At 69.7% G+C, this 18,169-nt stretch carries 18 protein-coding genes; 6 read left to right on the top strand and 12 right to left on the bottom strand.

What is annotated here, in order from left to right; genetic code table 11:
- Positions 1-200 precede the first annotated feature (200 nt).
- The 4 genes from pyk to AC069I_RS36825 all read right to left on the bottom strand — a co-directional run bounded on the left by pyk (position 201) and on the right by AC069I_RS36825 (position 4,276).
- Entirely contained in the window at positions 201-1,625 is a 1,425-nt protein-coding gene (gene pyk, locus AC069I_RS36810) for a pyruvate kinase (RefSeq protein WP_478267430.1), read from the bottom strand.
- 111 nt (positions 1,626-1,736) lie between these two features.
- A complete protein-coding gene (locus tag AC069I_RS36815; protein WP_478230006.1) occupies positions 1,737-2,402 on the bottom strand; it encodes a DUF2461 domain-containing protein in 666 nt (221 codons plus the stop codon).
- A gap of 101 nt (positions 2,403-2,503) precedes the next feature.
- Entirely contained in the window at positions 2,504-3,724 is a 1,221-nt protein-coding gene (locus tag AC069I_RS36820) for a glycoside hydrolase family 18 protein (protein WP_340683250.1), read from the bottom strand.
- A gap of 210 nt (positions 3,725-3,934) precedes the next feature.
- Entirely contained in the window at positions 3,935-4,276 is a 342-nt protein-coding gene (locus AC069I_RS36825) for a winged helix-turn-helix transcriptional regulator (protein WP_465434609.1), read from the bottom strand.
- Positions 4,277-4,380: 104 nt separating this feature from the next.
- Here AC069I_RS36825 and AC069I_RS36830 point away from each other — a divergent pair, with 104 nt between their 5' ends.
- Complete coding sequence (locus tag AC069I_RS36830; RefSeq protein WP_478230005.1) at positions 4,381-4,851, top strand: group II truncated hemoglobin; 471 nt, start codon at positions 4,381-4,383, stop codon at positions 4,849-4,851.
- A 38-nt stretch (positions 4,852-4,889) separates the two neighbouring features.
- Positions 4,890-6,332 (top strand): aromatic amino acid ammonia-lyase, encoded by a 1,443-nt coding sequence (locus tag AC069I_RS36835; RefSeq protein WP_478230004.1) that lies wholly within the window; start codon positions 4,890-4,892, stop codon positions 6,330-6,332.
- A gap of 74 nt (positions 6,333-6,406) precedes the next feature.
- Here AC069I_RS36835 and AC069I_RS36840 read toward each other — a convergent pair whose 3' ends face one another.
- Together AC069I_RS36840 and AC069I_RS36845 are read right to left on the bottom strand one after the other, a co-directional pair.
- Positions 6,407-7,924, bottom strand: a complete 1,518-nt coding sequence (locus AC069I_RS36840) for an amidohydrolase family protein (RefSeq protein ID WP_478230003.1) — start codon at positions 7,922-7,924, stop codon at positions 6,407-6,409.
- Between the two features lie 131 nt (positions 7,925-8,055).
- A complete protein-coding gene (locus AC069I_RS36845; protein WP_340683255.1) occupies positions 8,056-9,081 on the bottom strand; it encodes a 6-phosphofructokinase in 1,026 nt (341 codons plus the stop codon).
- 282 nt (positions 9,082-9,363) lie between these two features.
- Here AC069I_RS36845 and AC069I_RS36850 point away from each other — a divergent pair, with 282 nt between their 5' ends.
- The gene (locus tag AC069I_RS36850) at positions 9,364-10,440 is read left to right on the top strand and encodes a 3-deoxy-7-phosphoheptulonate synthase (protein ID WP_478267431.1); all 1,077 of its coding nucleotides are present in this window, start codon (positions 9,364-9,366) and stop codon (positions 10,438-10,440) included.
- A gap of 353 nt (positions 10,441-10,793) precedes the next feature.
- Here the strand turns inward: AC069I_RS36850 and AC069I_RS36855 are convergent, their stop codons facing one another.
- Both AC069I_RS36855 and AC069I_RS36860 read right to left on the bottom strand, forming a co-directional pair.
- Entirely contained in the window at positions 10,794-11,279 is a 486-nt protein-coding gene (locus AC069I_RS36855; protein ID WP_061984256.1) for a polyadenylate-specific 3'-exoribonuclease AS, read from the bottom strand.
- A 20-nt stretch (positions 11,280-11,299) separates the two neighbouring features.
- Positions 11,300-12,061 (bottom strand): lysophospholipid acyltransferase family protein, encoded by a 762-nt coding sequence (locus tag AC069I_RS36860; protein WP_478230001.1) that lies wholly within the window; start codon positions 12,059-12,061, stop codon positions 11,300-11,302.
- Between the two features lie 214 nt (positions 12,062-12,275).
- Between AC069I_RS36860 and AC069I_RS36865 the strand changes: the two genes are divergently transcribed.
- From AC069I_RS36865 to AC069I_RS36875, 3 genes are read left to right on the top strand one after another with little or no spacing between them, the layout of a single operon-like run.
- Positions 12,276-13,046 carry an alpha/beta hydrolase gene (locus tag AC069I_RS36865; protein ID WP_478230000.1) on the top strand — a complete coding sequence of 257 codons (771 nt, stop codon included), beginning with the start codon at positions 12,276-12,278 and terminating at the stop codon, positions 13,044-13,046.
- Positions 13,043-13,534 carry a hypothetical protein gene (locus tag AC069I_RS36870; RefSeq protein WP_478229999.1) on the top strand — a complete coding sequence of 164 codons (492 nt, stop codon included), beginning with the start codon at positions 13,043-13,045 and terminating at the stop codon, positions 13,532-13,534. Before AC069I_RS36865 ends, AC069I_RS36870 begins: the two co-directional genes overlap by 4 nt.
- A gap of 20 nt (positions 13,535-13,554) precedes the next feature.
- Positions 13,555-14,697 carry a glutamate--cysteine ligase gene (locus tag AC069I_RS36875; RefSeq protein ID WP_478229998.1) on the top strand — a complete coding sequence of 381 codons (1,143 nt, stop codon included), beginning with the start codon at positions 13,555-13,557 and terminating at the stop codon, positions 14,695-14,697.
- A gap of 60 nt (positions 14,698-14,757) precedes the next feature.
- Here the strand turns inward: AC069I_RS36875 and AC069I_RS36880 are convergent, their stop codons facing one another.
- Genes AC069I_RS36880 through AC069I_RS36895 form a run of 4 tightly spaced genes read right to left on the bottom strand, consistent with a single transcriptional unit; the run spans position 14,758 to position 18,169 of the window.
- Positions 14,758-15,630: an NUDIX domain-containing protein gene (locus tag AC069I_RS36880; protein WP_478229997.1), complete on the bottom strand. Its 873-nt coding sequence runs from the start codon at positions 15,628-15,630 to the stop codon at positions 14,758-14,760.
- A gap of 4 nt (positions 15,631-15,634) precedes the next feature.
- On the bottom strand, positions 15,635-16,594 hold the full coding sequence (locus tag AC069I_RS36885) for an ROK family protein (RefSeq protein ID WP_478267438.1): 960 nt from the start codon (positions 16,592-16,594) through the stop codon (positions 15,635-15,637).
- 16 nt (positions 16,595-16,610) lie between these two features.
- The gene (locus AC069I_RS36890) at positions 16,611-17,030 is read right to left on the bottom strand and encodes a hypothetical protein (protein WP_478233621.1); all 420 of its coding nucleotides are present in this window, start codon (positions 17,028-17,030) and stop codon (positions 16,611-16,613) included.
- Complete coding sequence (locus AC069I_RS36895; protein WP_478267432.1) at positions 17,027-18,169, bottom strand: ArsA family ATPase; 1,143 nt, start codon at positions 18,167-18,169, stop codon at positions 17,027-17,029. Before AC069I_RS36895 ends, AC069I_RS36890 begins: the two co-directional genes overlap by 4 nt.

The raw sequence follows: 18,169 nt of genomic DNA on the forward strand, positions 1-18,169 counted from the left end.
CGTGGGCCCGGGTGAGGCGGGACGTTTGTCGCGAAGGCCACCTTCGGGACACCTTGGACTCTCGGGGCGGCTGGCGGCCGACATCTCCGGCGAGGGGGCGGTACGGGCGGTCGGGCCAAGACGTAGTGAAGGCCTCCTTCCCTACTCTGACGGTGGGGAAGGAGGCCTTCACGGCACAGTCGCGGCCTCGTGAGCCGGCGTCAAGCGTGGTCGTCCTCGCCGAGGCGGTGCACCCGGATGAGGTTGGTCGAGCCGACGGTCCCGGGCGGGGAACCGGCCACGATGACCACCAGATCACCCTTGGCGTACTTGCCCATTTCGAGCATCGCGTGGTCGACCTGCTGGATCATCTGGTCGGTGGAGCCCACCTTCGGCACGATCCGCGTCGTGGTGCCCCAGGTCATCGCGAGCTGGCTGCGGACGCTCTCCTCCGGCGTGAACGCCAGCAGCGGCAGCCGCGTGTGCAGCCGCGCGAGCCGCCGGACGGTGTCACCGGACTGGGTGAAGGCGACCAGCGCCTTGGCGTTGAGCCGCTCGCCGATGTCCCGCGCCGCGTAGGAGATGACGCCTCGCTTGGTGCGCGGGACGTGCGACAGCGGCGGCACGACCGGCGAGTCGGTCTCGACGGCTTCGATGATCCGGCCCATGGTCTTGACCACGTCGATGGCGTAGCGGCCGACGCTGGTCTCACCCGAGAGCATGAGCGCGTCCGCGCCGTCGAGCACCGCGTTGGCGACGTCCGAGGCCTCGGCGCGCGTCGGACGGGAGCTGTTGATCATCGACTCGAGCATCTGCGTCGCGACGATGACCGGCTTCGCGTTCTCGCGGGCGATCTGGATGGTGCGCTTCTGCACCAGCGGGACCTGCTCCAGCGGGAGTTCCACGCCGAGATCACCGCGGGCGATCATCACCGCGTCGAAGGCCAGCACGATGGCTTCGAGGTTGTAGACCGCTTCGGGCTTCTCGATCTTCGCGACGACCGGGAGGCGTCCCTTGCCGACGCGGTCCATCACCTGGTGGACCAGGTCGATGTCGGCGGGTGAGCGGACGAACGAGAGCGCGATGAAGTCCACGCCGAGTTCGAGCGCGAACTCGAGGTCTTCGATGTCCTTTTCGGACAGCGCCGGCACGGAGACGTCCATGCCCGGCAAGGAGACGCCCTTGTTGTTGCTGACGGGGCCGCCTTCAGTGACCTCGCAGACGACGTCCGGGCCGTCGACCTTCTTGACCACGAGGCCGACCTTGCCGTCGTCCACGAGGAGACGGTCGCCGGGCTTCGCGTCGTCGGCGAGTCCCTTGTAGGTGGTCGAGACGCGGTCGTGGGTTCCCGCGACGTCCTCGACGGTGATGCGCACGATGTCGCCGTTGTGCCACTCGACCGGGCCACCCGCGAAGGTGCCGAGACGGATCTTCGGCCCCTGGAGGTCTGCGAGGATGCCCACCGCGCGACCCGATTCGGCGGCGGCGGTGCGGATGAGGTCGTAGACCTGCTTGTGGTCGCTGTGCGTCCCGTGACTGAAGTTCATCCTCGCGACGTCCATCCCGGCGTCGACGAGTTGCCGCATCTTCTCCGGCGTAGCGGTCGCGGGGCCCAGGGTACAAACGATCTTCGCGCGTCGGCTCACGTTCGCACAGCGTAGTCCCTCATCGCGGATACGTCTGTACCGATACCGAAAGTTCAAGAAAAGTGTCAGTCGACCTGGCGATGAGGGCAACCGTCGACCAGGGTTCGGTGGTTATCGTCGCGGCTTCTCGCTCGGCCCGACGCGGTCACGCGCCCACTCGTTGAACGCGCGGACCTGCCGCCATGCTTTCCGCACCCGGTCGAGCGTGCCCCGTTCGTGCAGGACGTCGTCCGGCTCCCAGCCGCGGACGGCGTACACGGAGCGGTACTTCAGCAGGTCGATGCGGGGATGGTCCTCGGTGAAGCCGCGCGGCTTCGACTTGAGCCTGTCCCCCTTGATCTCCCAGCCCGCCTTCTCCAGCTTCGCGAGGATCTTGGCCAGCTCGGCGCCTCGCAGTTCGGTGTCGACGGCCTTGCGGAAGCGGGCGAGCTGATCGGACTCGAAGTGGAAGCAGCCGCCGCCGACACGCAGCCCGGCCGGGCCGACCTCGACGTAGTACGCGCCGCCGCCGCGGCCCTGTTCGATCACCGCGCCACAGTGGGTCTTGTACGGCGTCTTGTCCTTGGCGAACCGGACGTCGCGGTACGGACGGAAGACCTTGCCCTCGCCGAAGCCGTCGCCGAACTCCGGGACCAGCTCGGCGAGCAGCGCCTCCATCGGCGCGCGGACGTCGGCCTTGTAGGTGGCGAGATTCGCGTCCCAATAGGACTTGGAGTTGTCCGCCTCGAGACCGTCGTAGAAGTCGATGGCGTACTCGCCGAAACCCTCGAAAGCCATACGCAGACCGTAATCCTCACCTCCGACAGAAGCGCGTGAAGGCCCCCTTCCCCTCGGCTGAGCCAAGGGGAAGGGGGCCTTCACGCGCGCCCGAGGGAGGCTTACTTGGCCAGCGCGGTGATCAGCTCGCCGTCGGTGGTGTCACCGGACAGCTCCCAGAAGAAGGCGCCGCCGAGCCCCTGGTTCTTGGCGTAGGTGACCTTGCCGCCGATGGTCGCGGGGGTGTCGTAACTCCACCAGTCGCTGCCGCATTTGGCATAGGCGGTGCCCGCGACGGTGCCGGTGGCCGGGCAGGTGTTCTTCAGGACCTTGTAGTCCTGGATGCCCGGCTCGGTGCCCGCCGCCGGACCGGTAGCGGTGCCACCCGGGGCCTCCTGGGTGACGCCGGTCCAGCCGCGACCGTAGAACCCGATGCCCAGCAACAGTTTGTTCGCCGGGACGCCCTTGCTCTTCAGCTTCTGGATCGCGGCGTCGGAGTGGAAGCCGGCGGTCGGGATGCCCTCGTAGCCGGTCAGCGGCGAATGCGGGGCGGTCGGGCCCTGCGCGGCCCAGGCGCCGAAGTAGTCGTAGGTCATGACGTTGTACCAGTCGAAGTACTGCGAGGCGCCGCCGTAGTCCGCCGCGTCGATCTTGCCGCCGTCGGTGCCGTCCGCGGTGATCGCGGCGGTGACCAGCTTCGAGCCGAATTTCTCCCGCAGGGCCTGCGCGAGGTTCTTGATCGCGGCCGGTCCACTGGTGTCACACGAGAGTCCGCAGGCGTTCGGGTACTCCCAGTCGATGTCGATGCCGTCGAAGACACCGGCCCAGCGCGGGTCGTTGACCAGGTTGTAGCAGGACTCCGCGAACTTGGCGGGGTTCTTCGCCGCCTCGCCGAAGCCGCCGGACCAGGTCCAGCCGCCGAAGGACCACAGCACCTTGAGGTTCGGGTACTTGGCCTTGAGCTTCTTCAGCTGATTGAAGTTCCCGCGCAGCGCGCCGGTGTCCCAACTGTCGGCGACACCGTCCACACTGCCCGCGGCGTCGTAGAACTTGCTGGTCGCCGCCTCCGCGTCGCCGATCGCGCAACCACCGTTCGTCACGTTGCCGAACGAGTAGTTGATATGCGTCAGCTTGCTCGCCGAACCCGACGTGTCGATGTTCTTCACATGGTAGTTCCGCTGGTAGACGCCCCATTCGGCGAAGTACCCGAGCACCTTGCCGACCGAGGCCTCCGGTGCTTCCGGTGCGGCTGCCGCCTGCTGCGCCGGTGCGGCGACGGCCAGCGCGCCCAGCGCGACGGCCGCGGCACCCGCGAGCGCGGTGAACCTGGTCAAACGGGACATGCGTTCTCCCTTCACGGTCACCAGCGGTGACGAGAGGACTGCGGCGGGACACGCACAAGTTAAGTGGACTAGACCACTTCGTCAATGGTGCAGACCACGACTTTCGGATGGACATTTTCGAACATTCCCCGATGGGAATATGCCGAACGCCTCGCCGAGCCGGTCAAGGCTCTCCAGCGGAGCCACTCGGCCATAGCGGAACGGCAACAGTCAGTGAATGGGTAACGGCTCGAAAGCGATACCGCGGTCCGCAGCGCGCCGAGTCCCCCAGTCGTAGAGCGCTTCGAGTGCGGGGCGTAACCGTTCCCCTTCCTCGGTGAGCCGGTACTCGACGTGCGGCACCCGCCCCTCCCGGCTCTCCCTGAGCACGAGGCCGTCCGCCTCCAGTTCGCGCAGGTGCTGGGTCAGCATCTTCTCGCTGACGCCCGGCATCCGGCGCCGGAGCTCGCCGTACCGGTGCACCCCTTCCTTCAGATGCGACAGGATCACCGGCTTCCACTTGCCGCCGATGACGTCGACCGCGAGCTCGACCGCGCAGCGGTACCGCTTCATCGTCACTCCCGTTGGCACGCACCGAAAAGTAAGCGGTTGTCCCGAGCGATCCGGGGTGGTTGCCTTGCCGGACCGCAAGATCAGCGCCGCTGGGAGGACCCTACGTGACCGAGACGCCGACGTTGTACGAATGGGCGGGCGGACTGGCCGCCCTGCGACGGCTGACCACCGTCTTCTACGGCCGCGTGCTGAAGGACCCGTTGCTGGAACCGGTCTTCCGCGACATGGACCCCGGCCACCCCGAGCACGTCGCGGTCTGGCTCGCCGAGGTGTTCGGCGGCCCGGAGACCTACAGTCACGACCACGGCGGCCACCGGCACATGGTCGGGCGCCATCTCGGCCGCGCCATCACCGAAGAGCAGCGCCGCCGCTGGGTGAATCTGCTCTTCGACGCCGCCGACGAGGCCGGGCTGCCCGCCGATCCGGAGTTCCGTTCCGCGTTCGCCGCGTATGTCGAATGGGGCAGCAGGCTCGCGGTGATGTTCTCGCAACCAGGCCGAGAGGTGACCGTTCCCGAGCCCATGCCGAAATGGGACTGGGGCAACCGGCCGCCCTGGCAGCCGCCGTCGGACTGAAGGCGTTCATAGTGGGGCGGTCACGAAAGGAGGCCGCCGTGATCCGGGTGGACGGCCGGACCCTGCGCTGCGCGGACGTCGTGACCGCCGCGAGCACCGAGGGTCCGCTGGGCATCGACGTCTCGATCGCCGCGCTGCGCGGCGCGGAAAGCGCGTGGAAACTCGCCGAAGAGCTGAGCACGCGCCGCATCGTCTACGGCCGCACCACCGGCGTCGGCGCCAACAAGGAGGACCCGGTCGGCGAGGGCGAATCGCCGGATCACGGGCTGCGGCTGCTGCGCAGTCACGCGGGTGGCAGCGGCGACGTCATGTCCCCCGGCCAAACCAGGGCGATGATGCTCATCCGGCTCAACCAGCTGCTGGCCGGACGCTCGGGGCTCAGTCCCGAGCTGATCGGGGCGCTGGCCGCCGCCGTGCGGACCGGGGCGCTGCCGCTGGTGCACCGGCTGGGCGCGATCGGCACCGGCGACCTCGCGCCGCTCGCGGAGACCGCGCTCGCCCTCACCGGCGAACGGCCGTGGCTGGCAGGCGGTGTGCCTCCCGTGCCCGTGCGGGCAGGTGACGCGCTCGCGTTCATGAGCAGCAACGCCGCGACGCTGGCCGAAGCGACCCTCGCGGCGATGCGGCTCGACACCCTGACGCGGGCGAGCCATGTCGTCGCGGCGCTGACCTACATCGCGCTCGACGGGAACCCGGAGGCCTACGCGACTCCCGTCCACGAGGCGCGGCCGCACGCCGGGCAGGTCGCGTGCGCGGCGGAGATGCGGCGGCTGCTCGGGATGGAGGGCACGCCCAAGCCCGGCAGGCGTATCCAGGACCCGTTCGGCCTCCGCGCTTTCCCGCAGGTGCAGGGACCCGCGCTGGACGCGATCCACTACCTGCGCGACGTGCTCGCGGTGGAGATCAACGCCAGCACCGAGAACCCGATGATCTCGACGGTGCACCAGGACGCCTACCACCACGCGCACTTCCACACCGCGTACGTCTCGACCGCGCTCGACCAGGTGCGCGCGACCGTCCATCAGGTCGCCGAGCTGTCGGTGGCCCGGCTGGGCGATCTGGTGGAACCGGAGTTCACCGGGCTGCGGCCGTTCCTCGCGGCCGGGCCGTCGGGCAGTTCGGGCGTGATGATCCTGGAGTACGTCGCGCATGACGCGCTCACCGAACTGCGGCAGGCCGCGCTCCCGGCGACGCTCGGCACCGCCGTCGTCTCACGCGGGATCGAGGACCACGCGAGCTTCTCCACCCAGGCCGCCCGGGCGGCGACCGCGGCGGGCTCGGCGTACCAGCAGGTGCTGGCGTGCGAACTGGTCGCGGCCGTGCGGGCGCTGCGGATGCGCAAGGCCGATCTCGTGTCCCTGCCCGCGCGGGACGCCTACGAGGCAGCCGCGGCGGTGCTCGACCCCAGCGTCGACGATCGGCCGCTCACCGAGGACATCGCCCGCGCCGTGTCGCTTTTGGACACCCTCGCGCTCGTCTGACTCCTGCATTTCGTCCTCTGAACGCGGTGGTTCGCGTCGCCAACTACCGCGTTCAGAGGACGAAATGCGGGAGGTCAGCAGCAGCAACCCCGCAGGGCGAGGGAGTGGAGGCGGGCGCTCGTGGCCGGCGCCGGCCGGTTCGCGGCCGCCTCGACGGCGTCGAGCATCCGCAGGCGCTCCGCCTTGTCGAGGACCCGGCCGCGGGTGATCACCGTGTCGATCTTCGCGACGTTGCGGATGTCGGTGGCCGGGTTCGCGTCCAGGAGCACGAGATCCGCCTCCTTCCCCACCGTCACCGTGCCCGACGTCGCTTCCCTGCCGAGGAACTTCGCCGCGTCACCCGTGACGGTCTTCAGCGCCTGCACCGGCGAAAGCCCGGCCTCGACCAGGAAGGCGAGTTCCTCGTGCAGCCCGCTGCCGGGGAAGGTGTACGGGTTGAGGCAGTCGGTGCCGCCGATGAGCCCGACGCCCGCTTCGTGCGCGACGCCGACCAGCCGCAGCGTCTCCTGGTAATAGCGCTCCTGCAGGGCGATATCCGCAGGAGTCTTGGGCGTCACCCGTTCGATGCCCTTGGCCCAGCTCTCGCGGACGCCGGCAGGCACGTATTTCAGCCGCGGGTCGTGCTGGTGGGTTTCGGCGGGCTGCGTGACCACCCGGTTGATCGTCAGCGTCGGCGAATGCCAGGTGCCGTTGCGCCGCAGCCTGCCGAAGTAGGCCTGCGCCCGGCCGCGGTCGTACGTGGTGACCGATTCGAACTCCAGCCGCCGCGCCAGGTCGAAGAAGGCACGCGGCTCCGCGGGGTCGTAGGGCGTCGCCGACAACCTGTCGAGGATCTCGTCGCACCGGGACGAGCAGTGGACGGACACCCCGAAGAAGTGCTCGAGGCTGTGCTGGCCGAGGTCGCTCACCTCGAGGTGGGACAGTTTGTACGGCCAGTGCCCCGAGAACCGGAGGCCCTGCGCGCGGGATTCGTCCGCGACGGCGCGCAGGGCGTCGCGTCCGAGGTAGGAGTAGGTCTTGACGAATTCGGCACCCGCGGCCTTCTCCGCACGGACGACGGCGCGTGCTTCGGCCTCCGTCGACACATGGAGCACCGGTGGCGCCAGAAGCGTGACCGGCCCGTCGACGATCCCGCTCGCCAGCACCATCCGCGGGCCGAGCAGCTCACCGCGTTCGATCTTGGCCTTCGTCTCGCGGTTCTCCGCGTACCCCCACATCTCGCGGACCCCCGTGACACCGTGGATCAGGTGCAGGGGCGGGACGACTTCTTCGAGGTCCGCGCCGTGGGTGTGCATATCCCAGAGCCCCGGAAGGAGGTACTTGCCTCGGCCGTCGATCACCCGCGCGCCACCGGTTTCCGGAAGCTCGGCGGAGCCGCCCACCCAGACGATCCGGTCACCGGCCAGCACGACCGAAACGCCGGGCCGTGGAGCCGAACCCGTGCCGTCGATCAGCGTGACCTCGGCGATGACGACGATCTCGCCCTGGTCGGCGCCTGCCGTGCCGGGCAGCAGCGCGGCGAAGGCCACTCCGGTCCCGCCGACGGCCAGCCACCTCAGGAATTCGCGCCTACTGGATCCCGCACCCGCCATGAGAACCGCCGTCCCTTTCACCCGGATCCCCAGAGGGCGATTCAACTTGTCGCGGAGGCGGGGCCGCAAGAAAACGAAGGCCCCTTACCCGAACACAGCACAAAGTAAGGGGCCTACTCCTGAAACAGGGCTCAGCCGAAGAAGACCTCGGCCTCTTCGTACCGCTCGACCGGGACGGTCTTCAGCTCGGCGGTCGCCTCGGAGAGCTTGACGCGGACGATGTCCGTGCCGCGCAGCGCCACCATCACGCCGAAGTCACCGTCGGCCACGGCGTCGACCGCGTTGAGCCCGAACCGGGTGGCGAGCACGCGGTCGTACGCCGTCGGGGTGCCACCGCGCTGGACGTGCCCGAGCACGACCGCGCGGGACTCCTTGCCGGTACGGGCGGCGATCTCGTCGGCCAGCCAGGTGCCGATACCGCCGAGCCGGACATGCCCGAAGGCGTCCTTCTCCCCGGTCAGCAGCTTCTCCTCGCCGCCTTCGGGCAGCGCGCCCTCGGCGACCACGATGATCGGCGCGTACTCCTTCTCGAACCGGCGCTCGACCCAGGACACGACCTGGTCGACGCTGAAGTGCCGCTCCGGCACCAGGATCACGCTCGCGCCGCCGGCGAGACCGGAGTGCAGCGCGATCCAGCCCGCGTGCCGTCCCATGACCTCGACGACCAGGGCCCGGTGGTGCGACTCGGCCGTGGTGTGCAGCCGGTCGATGGCCTCGGTGGCGATCGAGACGGCCGTGTCGAAGCCGAAGGTGTAGTCGGTGGCGCCGAGGTCGTTGTCGATCGTCTTGGGCACCCCGACGACGCCGACACCGTCGTCCGTGAGCCGCTTCGCGACGCCGAGAGTGTCCTCGCCGCCGATCGCGATCAGCGCGTCGACCTGCTGCTCGGCGAGCACGGCCTTGATCTTGCCGACGCCGCCGTCGACCTTGTACGGGTTGGTCCGCGACGACCGCAGGATCGTGCCGCCTCGGGTCAGGATGTCCTCGACGTCGTTCAGGCCGAGCGGGCGGCTGTCCCCGGTGAGGGGACCGTTCCAGCCGTTGCGGAACCCGACGATGTCCCAGCCGTGTACCTCGATGCCCTTGCGCACCACAGCGCGGATCACCGCGTTGAGCCCCGGGCAGTCGCCACCGCCGGTCAGCACACCGACACGCATGAGAAGCCTCCGTCTTGTGTTCCGTAGAGATGACAGTCACATGTCCCGCCACCAGCGTAGCGGGAGTTCTCTGGATCGGTGCAGGGCGGACCACCTCGGGAATCGGTCCACGTCCGGGATGTGCTAGCTTGGCGCCATGCAGCGCTATTTCTGGTTTACGAAGCCGGCCCCGGGTGGGCACGGCCGCGTGAACCTGCGCTGACCTCCACCCCGAGCCGGAATCACACCGGCTCGGCGAGTTCCCGCGGGTCGGTATCCCTTTCGAAAGGAACCAGACCCGCGATGTCTCCCTCCGCTGACACCCTGATCGCCCTCGACGGGCACCGCACGGCGGCCATCAACCCGCTGCTGTCGCCCGCGATGCTGCGGCACGAACATCCGATGACGGCGGAAATCGCCGATACCGTCCTAGCGGGGCGGGCCTCGGCCGTCGACATCCTCGACGGCCGGGACGACCGGCTCCTCGTCGTCGTCGGGCCCTGCTCGGTGCACGACGCGGACGCCGCGCTCGACTACGCCCGCCGCCTCGCCGCCAAGGCCGAAGAACACCGCCGCGACCTGCACATCGTCATGCGTGTCTACTTCGAGAAGCCGCGGACCACACTCGGCTGGAAGGGCCTGATCAACGACCCCGGGCTCGACGGCACGTACGAGGTCAACCACGGCCTGCGGATGGCGCGGAAACTGCTGCTCGACATCTCCGCGCTCGGCCTGCCGGTGGGCTGCGAGTTCCTCGACCCGATCACCCCGCAGTTCATCTCCGACACCGTGACCTGGGGTTCCATCGGCGCGCGGACCGCGGCGAGCCAGGTGCACCGGCAGCTGTGCAGCGCGCTGTCGATGCCGGTCGGGATCAAGAACTCCACCGAGGGCGACGTCCAGGTCGCCGTCGACGCCACCCGTGCGGCCGGCGCCAGCCATGTCTTCGCGGGCATCAACCCCGACGGGCTCGCCGCGCTGATCACCACGGCGGGCAACGAGGACTGCCACGTGATCCTGCGCGGCAGCTCCGCCGGCCCGAACTACGACCCCGCGACGGTGGCCGACACGCTGGCCCGGCTGGCGAAGTCGGGGCTGCCGGAGCGCGTGATCATCGACGCGAGCCACGGCAACAGCGCGAAGGACCACGTGCGGCAGGCCACGGTCGTCCGTGAACTCGCGGAGCGGATCGGCGCCGGTGAGCGGGGCATCGCCGGGCTGATGCTGGAGAGCTTCCTGGTGGAGGGGCGGCAGGACCTGACGCTGGGCTCGGCCGCTTCGCTCACCTACGGGCAGTCGATCACGGACGCGTGCCTCGGGTGGGACACGACGGCGGAGCTGCTGGACACCCTCGCCGAGGCCGTCGACTCGCGGCGCTGAGGGCCCCTCGGGAACGCTGGGAACGGTCCTTTCCTGGCAAATTTCGCAAGTAAAGGACCGTTCACTGCACGGCACGCGGGGCTGCGAGGGGTGGAGGGCTCGCGTCTTATGCCGCGAAGGGAGCTTTCGCCGCATGGCACGCGGGGCCGGCGCCCGTCACCTCAGGACCGTCAGGCCGATGCCGTAGTGAAGGCCTCCTTCCCTACCTTGAGAGTAGGGAAGGAGGCCTTCACGGACGGAACCGTCAACTCCAGCCCCAGCAGTCCCATCAGCCACGACGACCGCGCGTGAAGGCCCTCCCTCGGCTCAGCCGTGGAAACACGGCCTTCACACCAGTCCGAGCACTCAAGGGCCTACCGATGCCAGTAGGACTCGATGATCTGCCAGCGCTGGTAGTTGTGCCGCGCGTCCGCCAGCGCGTCGTGCTGGTCGTCCGGCGCCGCGGGGAGCTTCGGCTTGCCCGCGTCCTCCCAACGTTGCCGCAGGTCACGCGTGAACCGCGGCAGCTGACGCGGCAGCGCTGGCATCGGCCCCCACAGCTGCGCCAGCGCGACGTGGTCGTAAGCGGCGAACCAGGCCCAAAGTTCGATCCCGCCGGGCGGCTTGCCGAAGAACTCGAGCAGGTCCGTGCGGATCTTCTCGCGGCTGCGCCACGCCGGGTCGGCGGGCGACGGGAGTTTCGGGAGCACGTTGTCGCGGACCCAGGGGCCGGCCTTGCCGGGATCGAAATCGGTCGAGACCGCGTAGAACTCGCGTCCTCTTTCGTCCACGACACCGATCGACACCAGATCGATGGTCACGCCGTCCTCAATGAATTCGGTGTCGTAGAAAAAGCGCACCGGAGAACCCTAGTGGGGCCTCAGCCGACCTTGGTGTCCGGGATACGGGCGACGTCCTTGGCGGACGGCTGCGCGGGCACCTTGGGGCGGAGCCCCGCCTCTTCGGCGGCGATCAGTTCCTTCGCCTTGGCGGCGTAGATGTCGACGTACTCCTGACCGGACAGCTCCATGAGCGCGTACATGATCTCGTCGGTGATGGACCGCTCTATGAAGCGGTCGCCGGCGAGGCCTTCGTAGCGCGAGAAGTCGAGCGGCTTGCCGAAGCGGATCTCGAGGCGGCGCGGCCACCACATCTTCGAGCCGATCGGGTTGACCTTGTCGGTGCCGATCATGGCGACCGGGACCACGACGCCGCCGGACTCGAGCGCGATCCGCGCGACGCCGGTCTTGCCCTTGTACAGGCGGCCGTCCGGGGAGCGGGTGCCTTCGGGGTAGATACCGAGGAGGTGTCCCTCGCGGACCAGCCGGGTCGCGGTGTCGAGCGCGGCCTGCGCGGCGTTGCCGCCGGAGCGGTCGATCGGGAACTGGCCGACGCCGGTGAAGAACCACTTCTTCAACAGGCCCTTGAAGCCCTTTTCGGTGAAGTACTCCGATTTGGCCGGGAAGGTCACCTTGCGCTTGACGCGCAGCGGCATGAAGAAGGAGTCGGCGACCGCGAGGTGGTTACCCGCGAGGATCGCGCCGCCTTCGGCGGGGATGTTCTCCGCGCCGACGACTTTGGTGGGCCACAGCGCCTTGAGCAGTGGCCCGATAAACACGTGTTTCATGAGCCAGTACAGCACTGCGAAAACTCCTCCTAGCAGCTCAACCCCCGCGCCCGATGGTCAAGACTACGAATCGCGCACCCCAGGCACAACGAAGTCCACCCGGTTACCCGCGCCCAGCGACGGATCTCACATCCGATCCGGCCCGATTCCGCCGGTGACCGGGGGCCCACAAGCCGCTCCGGTCGTGCGACCATAGGAGACCCACCCAGCTCTCACGGAAGGCGATCGCATGGCCGTCCTTGCCGGCGCGGAACCGTTCGCTCACACCGGTTCGACCGAAGCAGGGTTCCTGCTGTGCCACGGCTTCACCGGCACTCCCGCGAGCATGCGGCCCTGGGGAGACCATCTGGCCGAAGCCGGTTACACGGTGCGCTGCCCGCTCCTTCCCGGGCACGGCACGCGGTGGCAGGACATGAACCGGACAGGCTGGGAGGACTGGTACGGCGCGGTCCGTGAAGAGCTGCTGGCCCTCTTCGCGACCTGCGAGACGGTGTTCGTCGCCGGGATGTCGATGGGCGGGACACTGACGCTGCGGCTCGCCGAGGAGTTCGGCGACCGGATCGCCGGCATCGTGCTGGTGAACCCGTCGGTCCTGACGCTGCGCTGGGACGCCAAGCTGCTGCCCGTCCTGTCGAGGATCCTGCCCTCGGTGCCGGGCGTGGCGAACGACATCGCGAAGCCCGGCGAGACGGAGCTGGCCTATTCGCGGACGCCCGTGCGCGCCGCGGCGAGCTTGGCGAAGCTGTGGAAGGTCACCCGCGCGGATCTGGGCAAGGTGACCCAGCCGGTGCTCCTGCTCCACTCGGCCGTCGACCACATCGTGGAGCCGGTCAACTCCCAGGTGATCCTGGCTGGGATCGGCAGCGAGGACGTGACCGAGGTGGTGCTGGAGAACAGCTTCCACGTCGCCACGCAAGACCACGACGCAGGCCTGATCTTCACGCGTACGGTGGACTTCGCCCGGTCCGTGCGCCGGGCGGGACAGGTGGACGCCGGATGAGCAGAGGCAAGGACGGGCCGGAGGACGTCGACGCGACCTTCGCCGAGATCGTGGCCGACCTCCGTGCGGAGGGCGTCGGCCTGTTCCCGGACGAGGAACTGGAGAAACCGGCGGAAAAGCCCGCCGAGAAGACACCCCGGCCCGAGCCGTCGGACGCCGAACCCGAACCGGGCTGGCGTGGGGGCGGCACCAGCTGGGACAAGACCCTCTTCGAGGACGACCCCGCCGGGCCGAGCGACGACGAGGGCCATTTCGTGCCGCCCGAGCCGCCTCCCCTGCCGCGTCCGCGCAAGGGCGCGTTCATCGTCCTGCTGTTCTTCCTGCTCGGCCTGCTGCTCCTGATCGCGCCCAACCTGATCGGCATGGGCACGCGGCTCGGCACCCCGCTCGGCATCCTCGCCCTCGCGACCGCGATCGCCCTGCTCCTGCTGCGGGTGCGTCAGGGGCCGCCGCCCGGCGCGGATCCGAACAACGGCGCCCAGGTCTGATCTGCCGGACAATTCGGAAGATGAAGATCGACTTCACCCCCTCGCGCCAGTCGACGGTCGGCGCGGAATGGGAACTCGCCCTCGTCGACCGGCGGACCGGTGAGCTCTCGTCGGTCGCGGAACAGGTGCTCGACGCCGTCCGTCCCGGCGGCGAGGAGGAGCATCCGAAGATCAAGCAGGAGCTGCTGCTCAACACCATCGAGGTGATCAGCGGGATCTGCGACACGATCGCCGAGGTCAAGGCCGATCTGAACGACTCGCTGGACGTCGTGCACTCGGTGCTCGACCCGCTGGGCGTCGAACTGTTCTCGGCGGGGTCGCATCCGTTCTCGACGTGGTACCAGCAGAAGGTCACCGACAAGGAGCGCTACGCCAAGCTCATCGACCGGACCCAGTGGTGGGGACGGCAGATGCTGATCTACGGCGTCCACGTGCACGTCGGCGTCGACCACCGCGACAAGGCCCTGCCGATCCTGGACGCGCTGCTCAAGTACGCGCCGCATCTGCAAGCGCTTTCGGCGTCTTCGCCGTACTGGGGCGCCGAGGACACCGGGTACGCGTCGAACCGCGCGCTGATGTTCCAGCAGCTGCCGACGGCCGGGCTGCCGTTCCAGTTCCGGAAGTGGACCGAGCTGGAGAGCTACGTCGACGACATGTTCACCACGGGCGTGATCGACCACTTCTCCGAGATCCGCTGGGACATCCGGCCCGCGCCGCATTTCGGGACGATCGAGATGCGGGTGTGCGACGGGCTGCCGACGCTGGAGGAGGTCGGCGCGATCTCGGCGCTGACCCAATGCCTGGTCGACGACTTCAGCGCGCGCCTCGACGACGGCGAGATCCTGCCGACACTGCCGCCGTGGCACGTCCAGGAGAACAAGTGGCGCGCGGCGCGCTACGGCGTCGACGCGATCGTCATCCTCGACGCGGCGGGCAATGAGCGGCTGGTCACCGACGACACCTACGACCTGCTGAACCGGCTGGAACCGGTCGCCCGGCGCCTGGACTGCGCCGACGAACTGCGGTCGGTGGAGACGATCCTGACCTGCGGGCCGAGCTACCTGCGTCAGCGCGCGGTGGCGAAGCAGTACAACGGCAGCCTCCGCGCCGTCGTCGCTTCGCTCATCGCGGAGATGCGGGACGGGAAGATCGCGCGCCCCTGACCCTCCGCATTCAGTCCTCTGAATGCGGTCCTTGCGCGTGCAACTACCGCATTCAGAGGACTAAATGCGGGAGTCGAGGTGGCCCAGGAGGGCGCCGGGGCCGAAGGTCGAAGCGCCCAGGGCCTCGACACGGGACCGCAGCTCACGGTCGGCGGTCACCACGACGACGTGGTCGTCCGGACCGGCCGCCCGGGCCTCCCGCGCGACGGCCACGATTTGGGAGTCCCCGTCGGACTCTGCGTCGACGACCTCGACACCGGGCACCGGCGCGACTCCCCGCGCCTTGCCCTCGACGACCAGCACGACCTTCGGCCACCACGACCATTCGCCACCACCGGGGAGCGCCGGATCGGCGAGCCCGGTCCCGGCCAGGGTCGCGAGCTTGTCCCGCAACCGTTCCGCGGCGCCACGCCGGTCGCGCCACCAGCCGTCCGGGCGCGACCCGACGACGTTCGCGCCGTCGACCACCAGTACCAGCCCGCGATCCAAGTGTTCCCTCAATCCCGGCCACGCCGCCGCGAAGTCGCGATGCAGCCGGAAGCCCGCGACCTCGGCCGCCCGGACCCACCGCAGTTCCGCGCTCTCCGCACTGGTCACCCTGACCGAAAGCGGGCCGATCGGCGCGGCCAGGACCGTGGTGTAGCGCCAGTTCCCGTGGTCGACCTGCGACGCCGCCAGCGCGCGGACCCGGCCGGGCGGGATGTCGGCCTCCTCGTGCGCCTCGCGGGCGGCGGCCTCACGCGGGCTCTCCCCCGCCTCGACCGCGCCCCCTGGCAGCGCCCAGGTGCGTCCGTGATGGACCCACCAGGCCCGCCGCTGCAGCAGCACCCCGCGCGCGGGATCGGACAGCAGCAGCCCGGCGGCGCCGTTCAAACCCCAGTGAAGATGCCCGAAAGCGCACTTCACGAAGCCGTTGCCGTCTTGCCGGGTCACGGCTTCAGCCTGTCACACCGACCTCGGCGCCGGGAGCCTTCGCCGCGTCGACGGCGAGCGCGGCGGCACCGACGATCGCCGAATCGTCGCCGTGGTGCGCGGCCCGGATCCGTGCCAGCGGGCGGTGCCCGGCGCCGGTGATCTTGTCCGCGTAGCGTTCGCGCGCCTCGTCGAGGAACAGCGGCGCCGACTCGGACACCCCGCCGCCGATCACGATGATCTCGGGATCGAAGACGTCGGCGACCAGGGCCAGGCCCTCGGCCAGCCACTTCGCCAGTTCGGTCATCGCGCGCTGGGCGATCGGGTCGCCGTCGCGGGCGGCACCGGCGACCCGGCGGCCGGTGACCGAGCCGGGGTCTCCCCTGGTCTCGCGCGCGAGCACGGTCGAGCGCCCGGGATGCCGTGCGAGCAGTTCCACCGCCGCCGCGGCCAGCGCCGTCCCGCTGCAGTAGCGCTCCCAGCAGCCGTACTTCCCGCACGGGCAGGGCCTGCCGCCGGGGACGACGGTCAGGTGCCCGAGTTCGGGCGCGACACCGTACGCGCCCCGGTAGATCTTGCCGTCGAGCAGCAGTCCCGCGCCGATCCCGGTGCCCAGTGCGATCAGCGCGGCGACATGAGCGCCACGGGCGGCCCCGAAGCGGTACTCGCCGACGGCGGCGGCGTTCACGTCGTGTTCCAGTGTCACCGGCAGGCCGACCCGCTTTTCGATGCGCTCGGCGACCGGCGCGGCACGCCAGGACAGATGCGGCGCGAACATCACCGTCCGCCGGTCCTTCGCGACGAACCCGGCGACCGCGAGGCCCACGCCGGAGACGTCGTGCCGGTTGCGGAGGTCCTCGACGACCCCGGCGATGGCGTCCTCGAGCGCGTCCTCGCCGCTGGGGGTCCCGACCCTGGCCGTGTCCATCAGCGAGCCGTGCTCGTCCACCACGCCGGCGCGCACACTCGTGCCCCCGACGTCCACCCCTACCGTCAGCAACTCAGTTCTCCCGGTCCGGCTGCCAAGCGTCGCGCCTGGTCACCGTGATGTGCTGGACCCGCGAAGCTCCCACCGGGACATCTTCGGCCGTGGGCTCCTTCCGCGCAGGCTGGAACCCCGGCATGTGCACGCCCGCCTCGGGTTCCCATCGATCGGCGAGCACCGCCCGCAGCAGCGCGACAAGCTGCGCGGCCTGCTCCATCAGGCGTGCCACGAACTCGGGCCGCTCCCCGCGGAAGATCCCGACGATCGCGCAGAGCGGGCACCACCCGCCGGAATCGTGGTCGGTGCAGCCGTGCCCGGCGGAGATCAATCCCTCCAGCCACGGCGCGGCGTGCTCGACGACCAGCTCGACCAGCAGGCGGATCTCTTCGGCCAGGTCGAGCGGGCCCGATCCGGTGTTCTCGTTGTTCTCGCTCACCCGGGTCCCCGGTTCCCGGCCAGGCTCACGACCAGGCCGTGCGCGTCGGATTCCGCACCGGTGATCCGGCACGGGCGCAACATCTCCGGCAGCGCGATCAGCCGCCGGAAACCGTCCACGGTGACGGCGAGATCATCGTCCACTCTGGCCAGGTCCACTTCGGAGTCGCGGTGCAGTGGCACCGCGATCCGCAGCTCGTAGCCGCTGTCCGATTCGGACACCCGCAACAGCGGGGTCACACCTTTTTCGTTGTCCGCCAAGGGATCCAGGCCTTGGTAGAGCTCGAACGCGATTTCCTGCAGCGCCTCGAGCCCCACCGGCTCGACCGCACGGTACTCGACGGGCTTCACCTGCCCTGGCTCGAAGCCCGCGTCGGCGAGTTCGGCGAGGACGGTGTTCTGCTGCGCGCGCCGGGTCCGCATCCACGAGGCCGCCGCGCCGCGCCAGAACCCGGGCGCGGGCATCAGCCGGTTGACGATCAGCCCGTCGACCAGGATTCCGCGCAGGGCAAGGGAACTGAGGGTGCGGCGGGCTTCCGCGACGACGACGCGTTCCGGGGTCAGCACGAGCCGCACGGTCGTGGTGGCCGGATCGGTCAGCAGGGTGCGCAGCGACTCCAGATGGGCGCCGAGCCGCCGCACCGCGGCCGCCGTCCGCCGCGCGCCCGGTTTGAACATTCTCGACAGATAGCCGGAAACGGCTTCGGGCAAAGCCAGCAGACGCAGCGTTTCCGCGGTCGGTCCACAGTCGACGACGACCGTCTCCCAGGGACCGTGCTCGGCGAGGCGCTGGACCTCGGTGAGCGCGAGGAGCTCGTCCACTCCGGGCACCACGGTGAGTTCTTCGGCGTCGAGCGAGTCGAGGCCCGCTCCCGCGAGCGCGGCCTGAAGTTCCAGCCGGAGTTCGCGCCAGGTGCTGTCGACGAGGCCGCGGGTGTCGATCTGGGCGGCGTGCAAGAGGATGTCCACTTCGGACGGTTCGCCGCCGAGCGCGCGGCCGAAGGCGTCACCGAGGGAATGCGCCGGATCGGTCGAGACCACGAGCGTCTTCCTGCCCCGGCCCGCCAGTGCCGCCGCCGTCGCCGCGGCCAGCGTGGTCTTGCCGACACCCCCCTTGCCGGTGAACAGCAGGATCCGCAT

Source organism: Amycolatopsis sp. NPDC043885, from assembly GCF_056435685.1.

Excerpts from the sequence above, each read along its gene's own strand:
- AC069I_RS36815 (WP_478230006.1), bottom strand. The coding sequence starts at position 2,402 with ATGGCTTTCGAGGGTTTCGGCGAGTACGCCATCGACTTCTACGACGGT.
- AC069I_RS36820 (WP_340683250.1), bottom strand. The coding sequence starts at position 3,724 with ATGTCCCGTTTGACCAGGTTCACCGCGCTCGCGGGTGCCGCGGCCGTC.
- AC069I_RS36825 (WP_465434609.1), bottom strand. The coding sequence starts at position 4,276 with ATGAAGCGGTACCGCTGCGCGGTCGAGCTCGCGGTCGACGTCATCGGC.
- AC069I_RS36840 (WP_478230003.1), bottom strand. The coding sequence starts at position 7,924 with ATGGCGGGTGCGGGATCCAGTAGGCGCGAATTCCTGAGGTGGCTGGCC.
- AC069I_RS36845 (WP_340683255.1), bottom strand. The coding sequence starts at position 9,081 with ATGCGTGTCGGTGTGCTGACCGGCGGTGGCGACTGCCCGGGGCTCAAC.
- AC069I_RS36850 (WP_478267431.1), top strand. The coding sequence starts at position 9,364 with ATGTCTCCCTCCGCTGACACCCTGATCGCCCTCGACGGGCACCGCACG.
- AC069I_RS36865 (WP_478230000.1), top strand. The coding sequence starts at position 12,276 with ATGGCCGTCCTTGCCGGCGCGGAACCGTTCGCTCACACCGGTTCGACC.
- AC069I_RS36870 (WP_478229999.1), top strand. The coding sequence starts at position 13,043 with ATGAGCAGAGGCAAGGACGGGCCGGAGGACGTCGACGCGACCTTCGCC.
- AC069I_RS36875 (WP_478229998.1), top strand. The coding sequence starts at position 13,555 with ATGAAGATCGACTTCACCCCCTCGCGCCAGTCGACGGTCGGCGCGGAA.
- AC069I_RS36895 (WP_478267432.1), bottom strand. The coding sequence starts at position 18,169 with ATGCGGATCCTGCTGTTCACCGGCAAGGGGGGTGTCGGCAAGACCACG.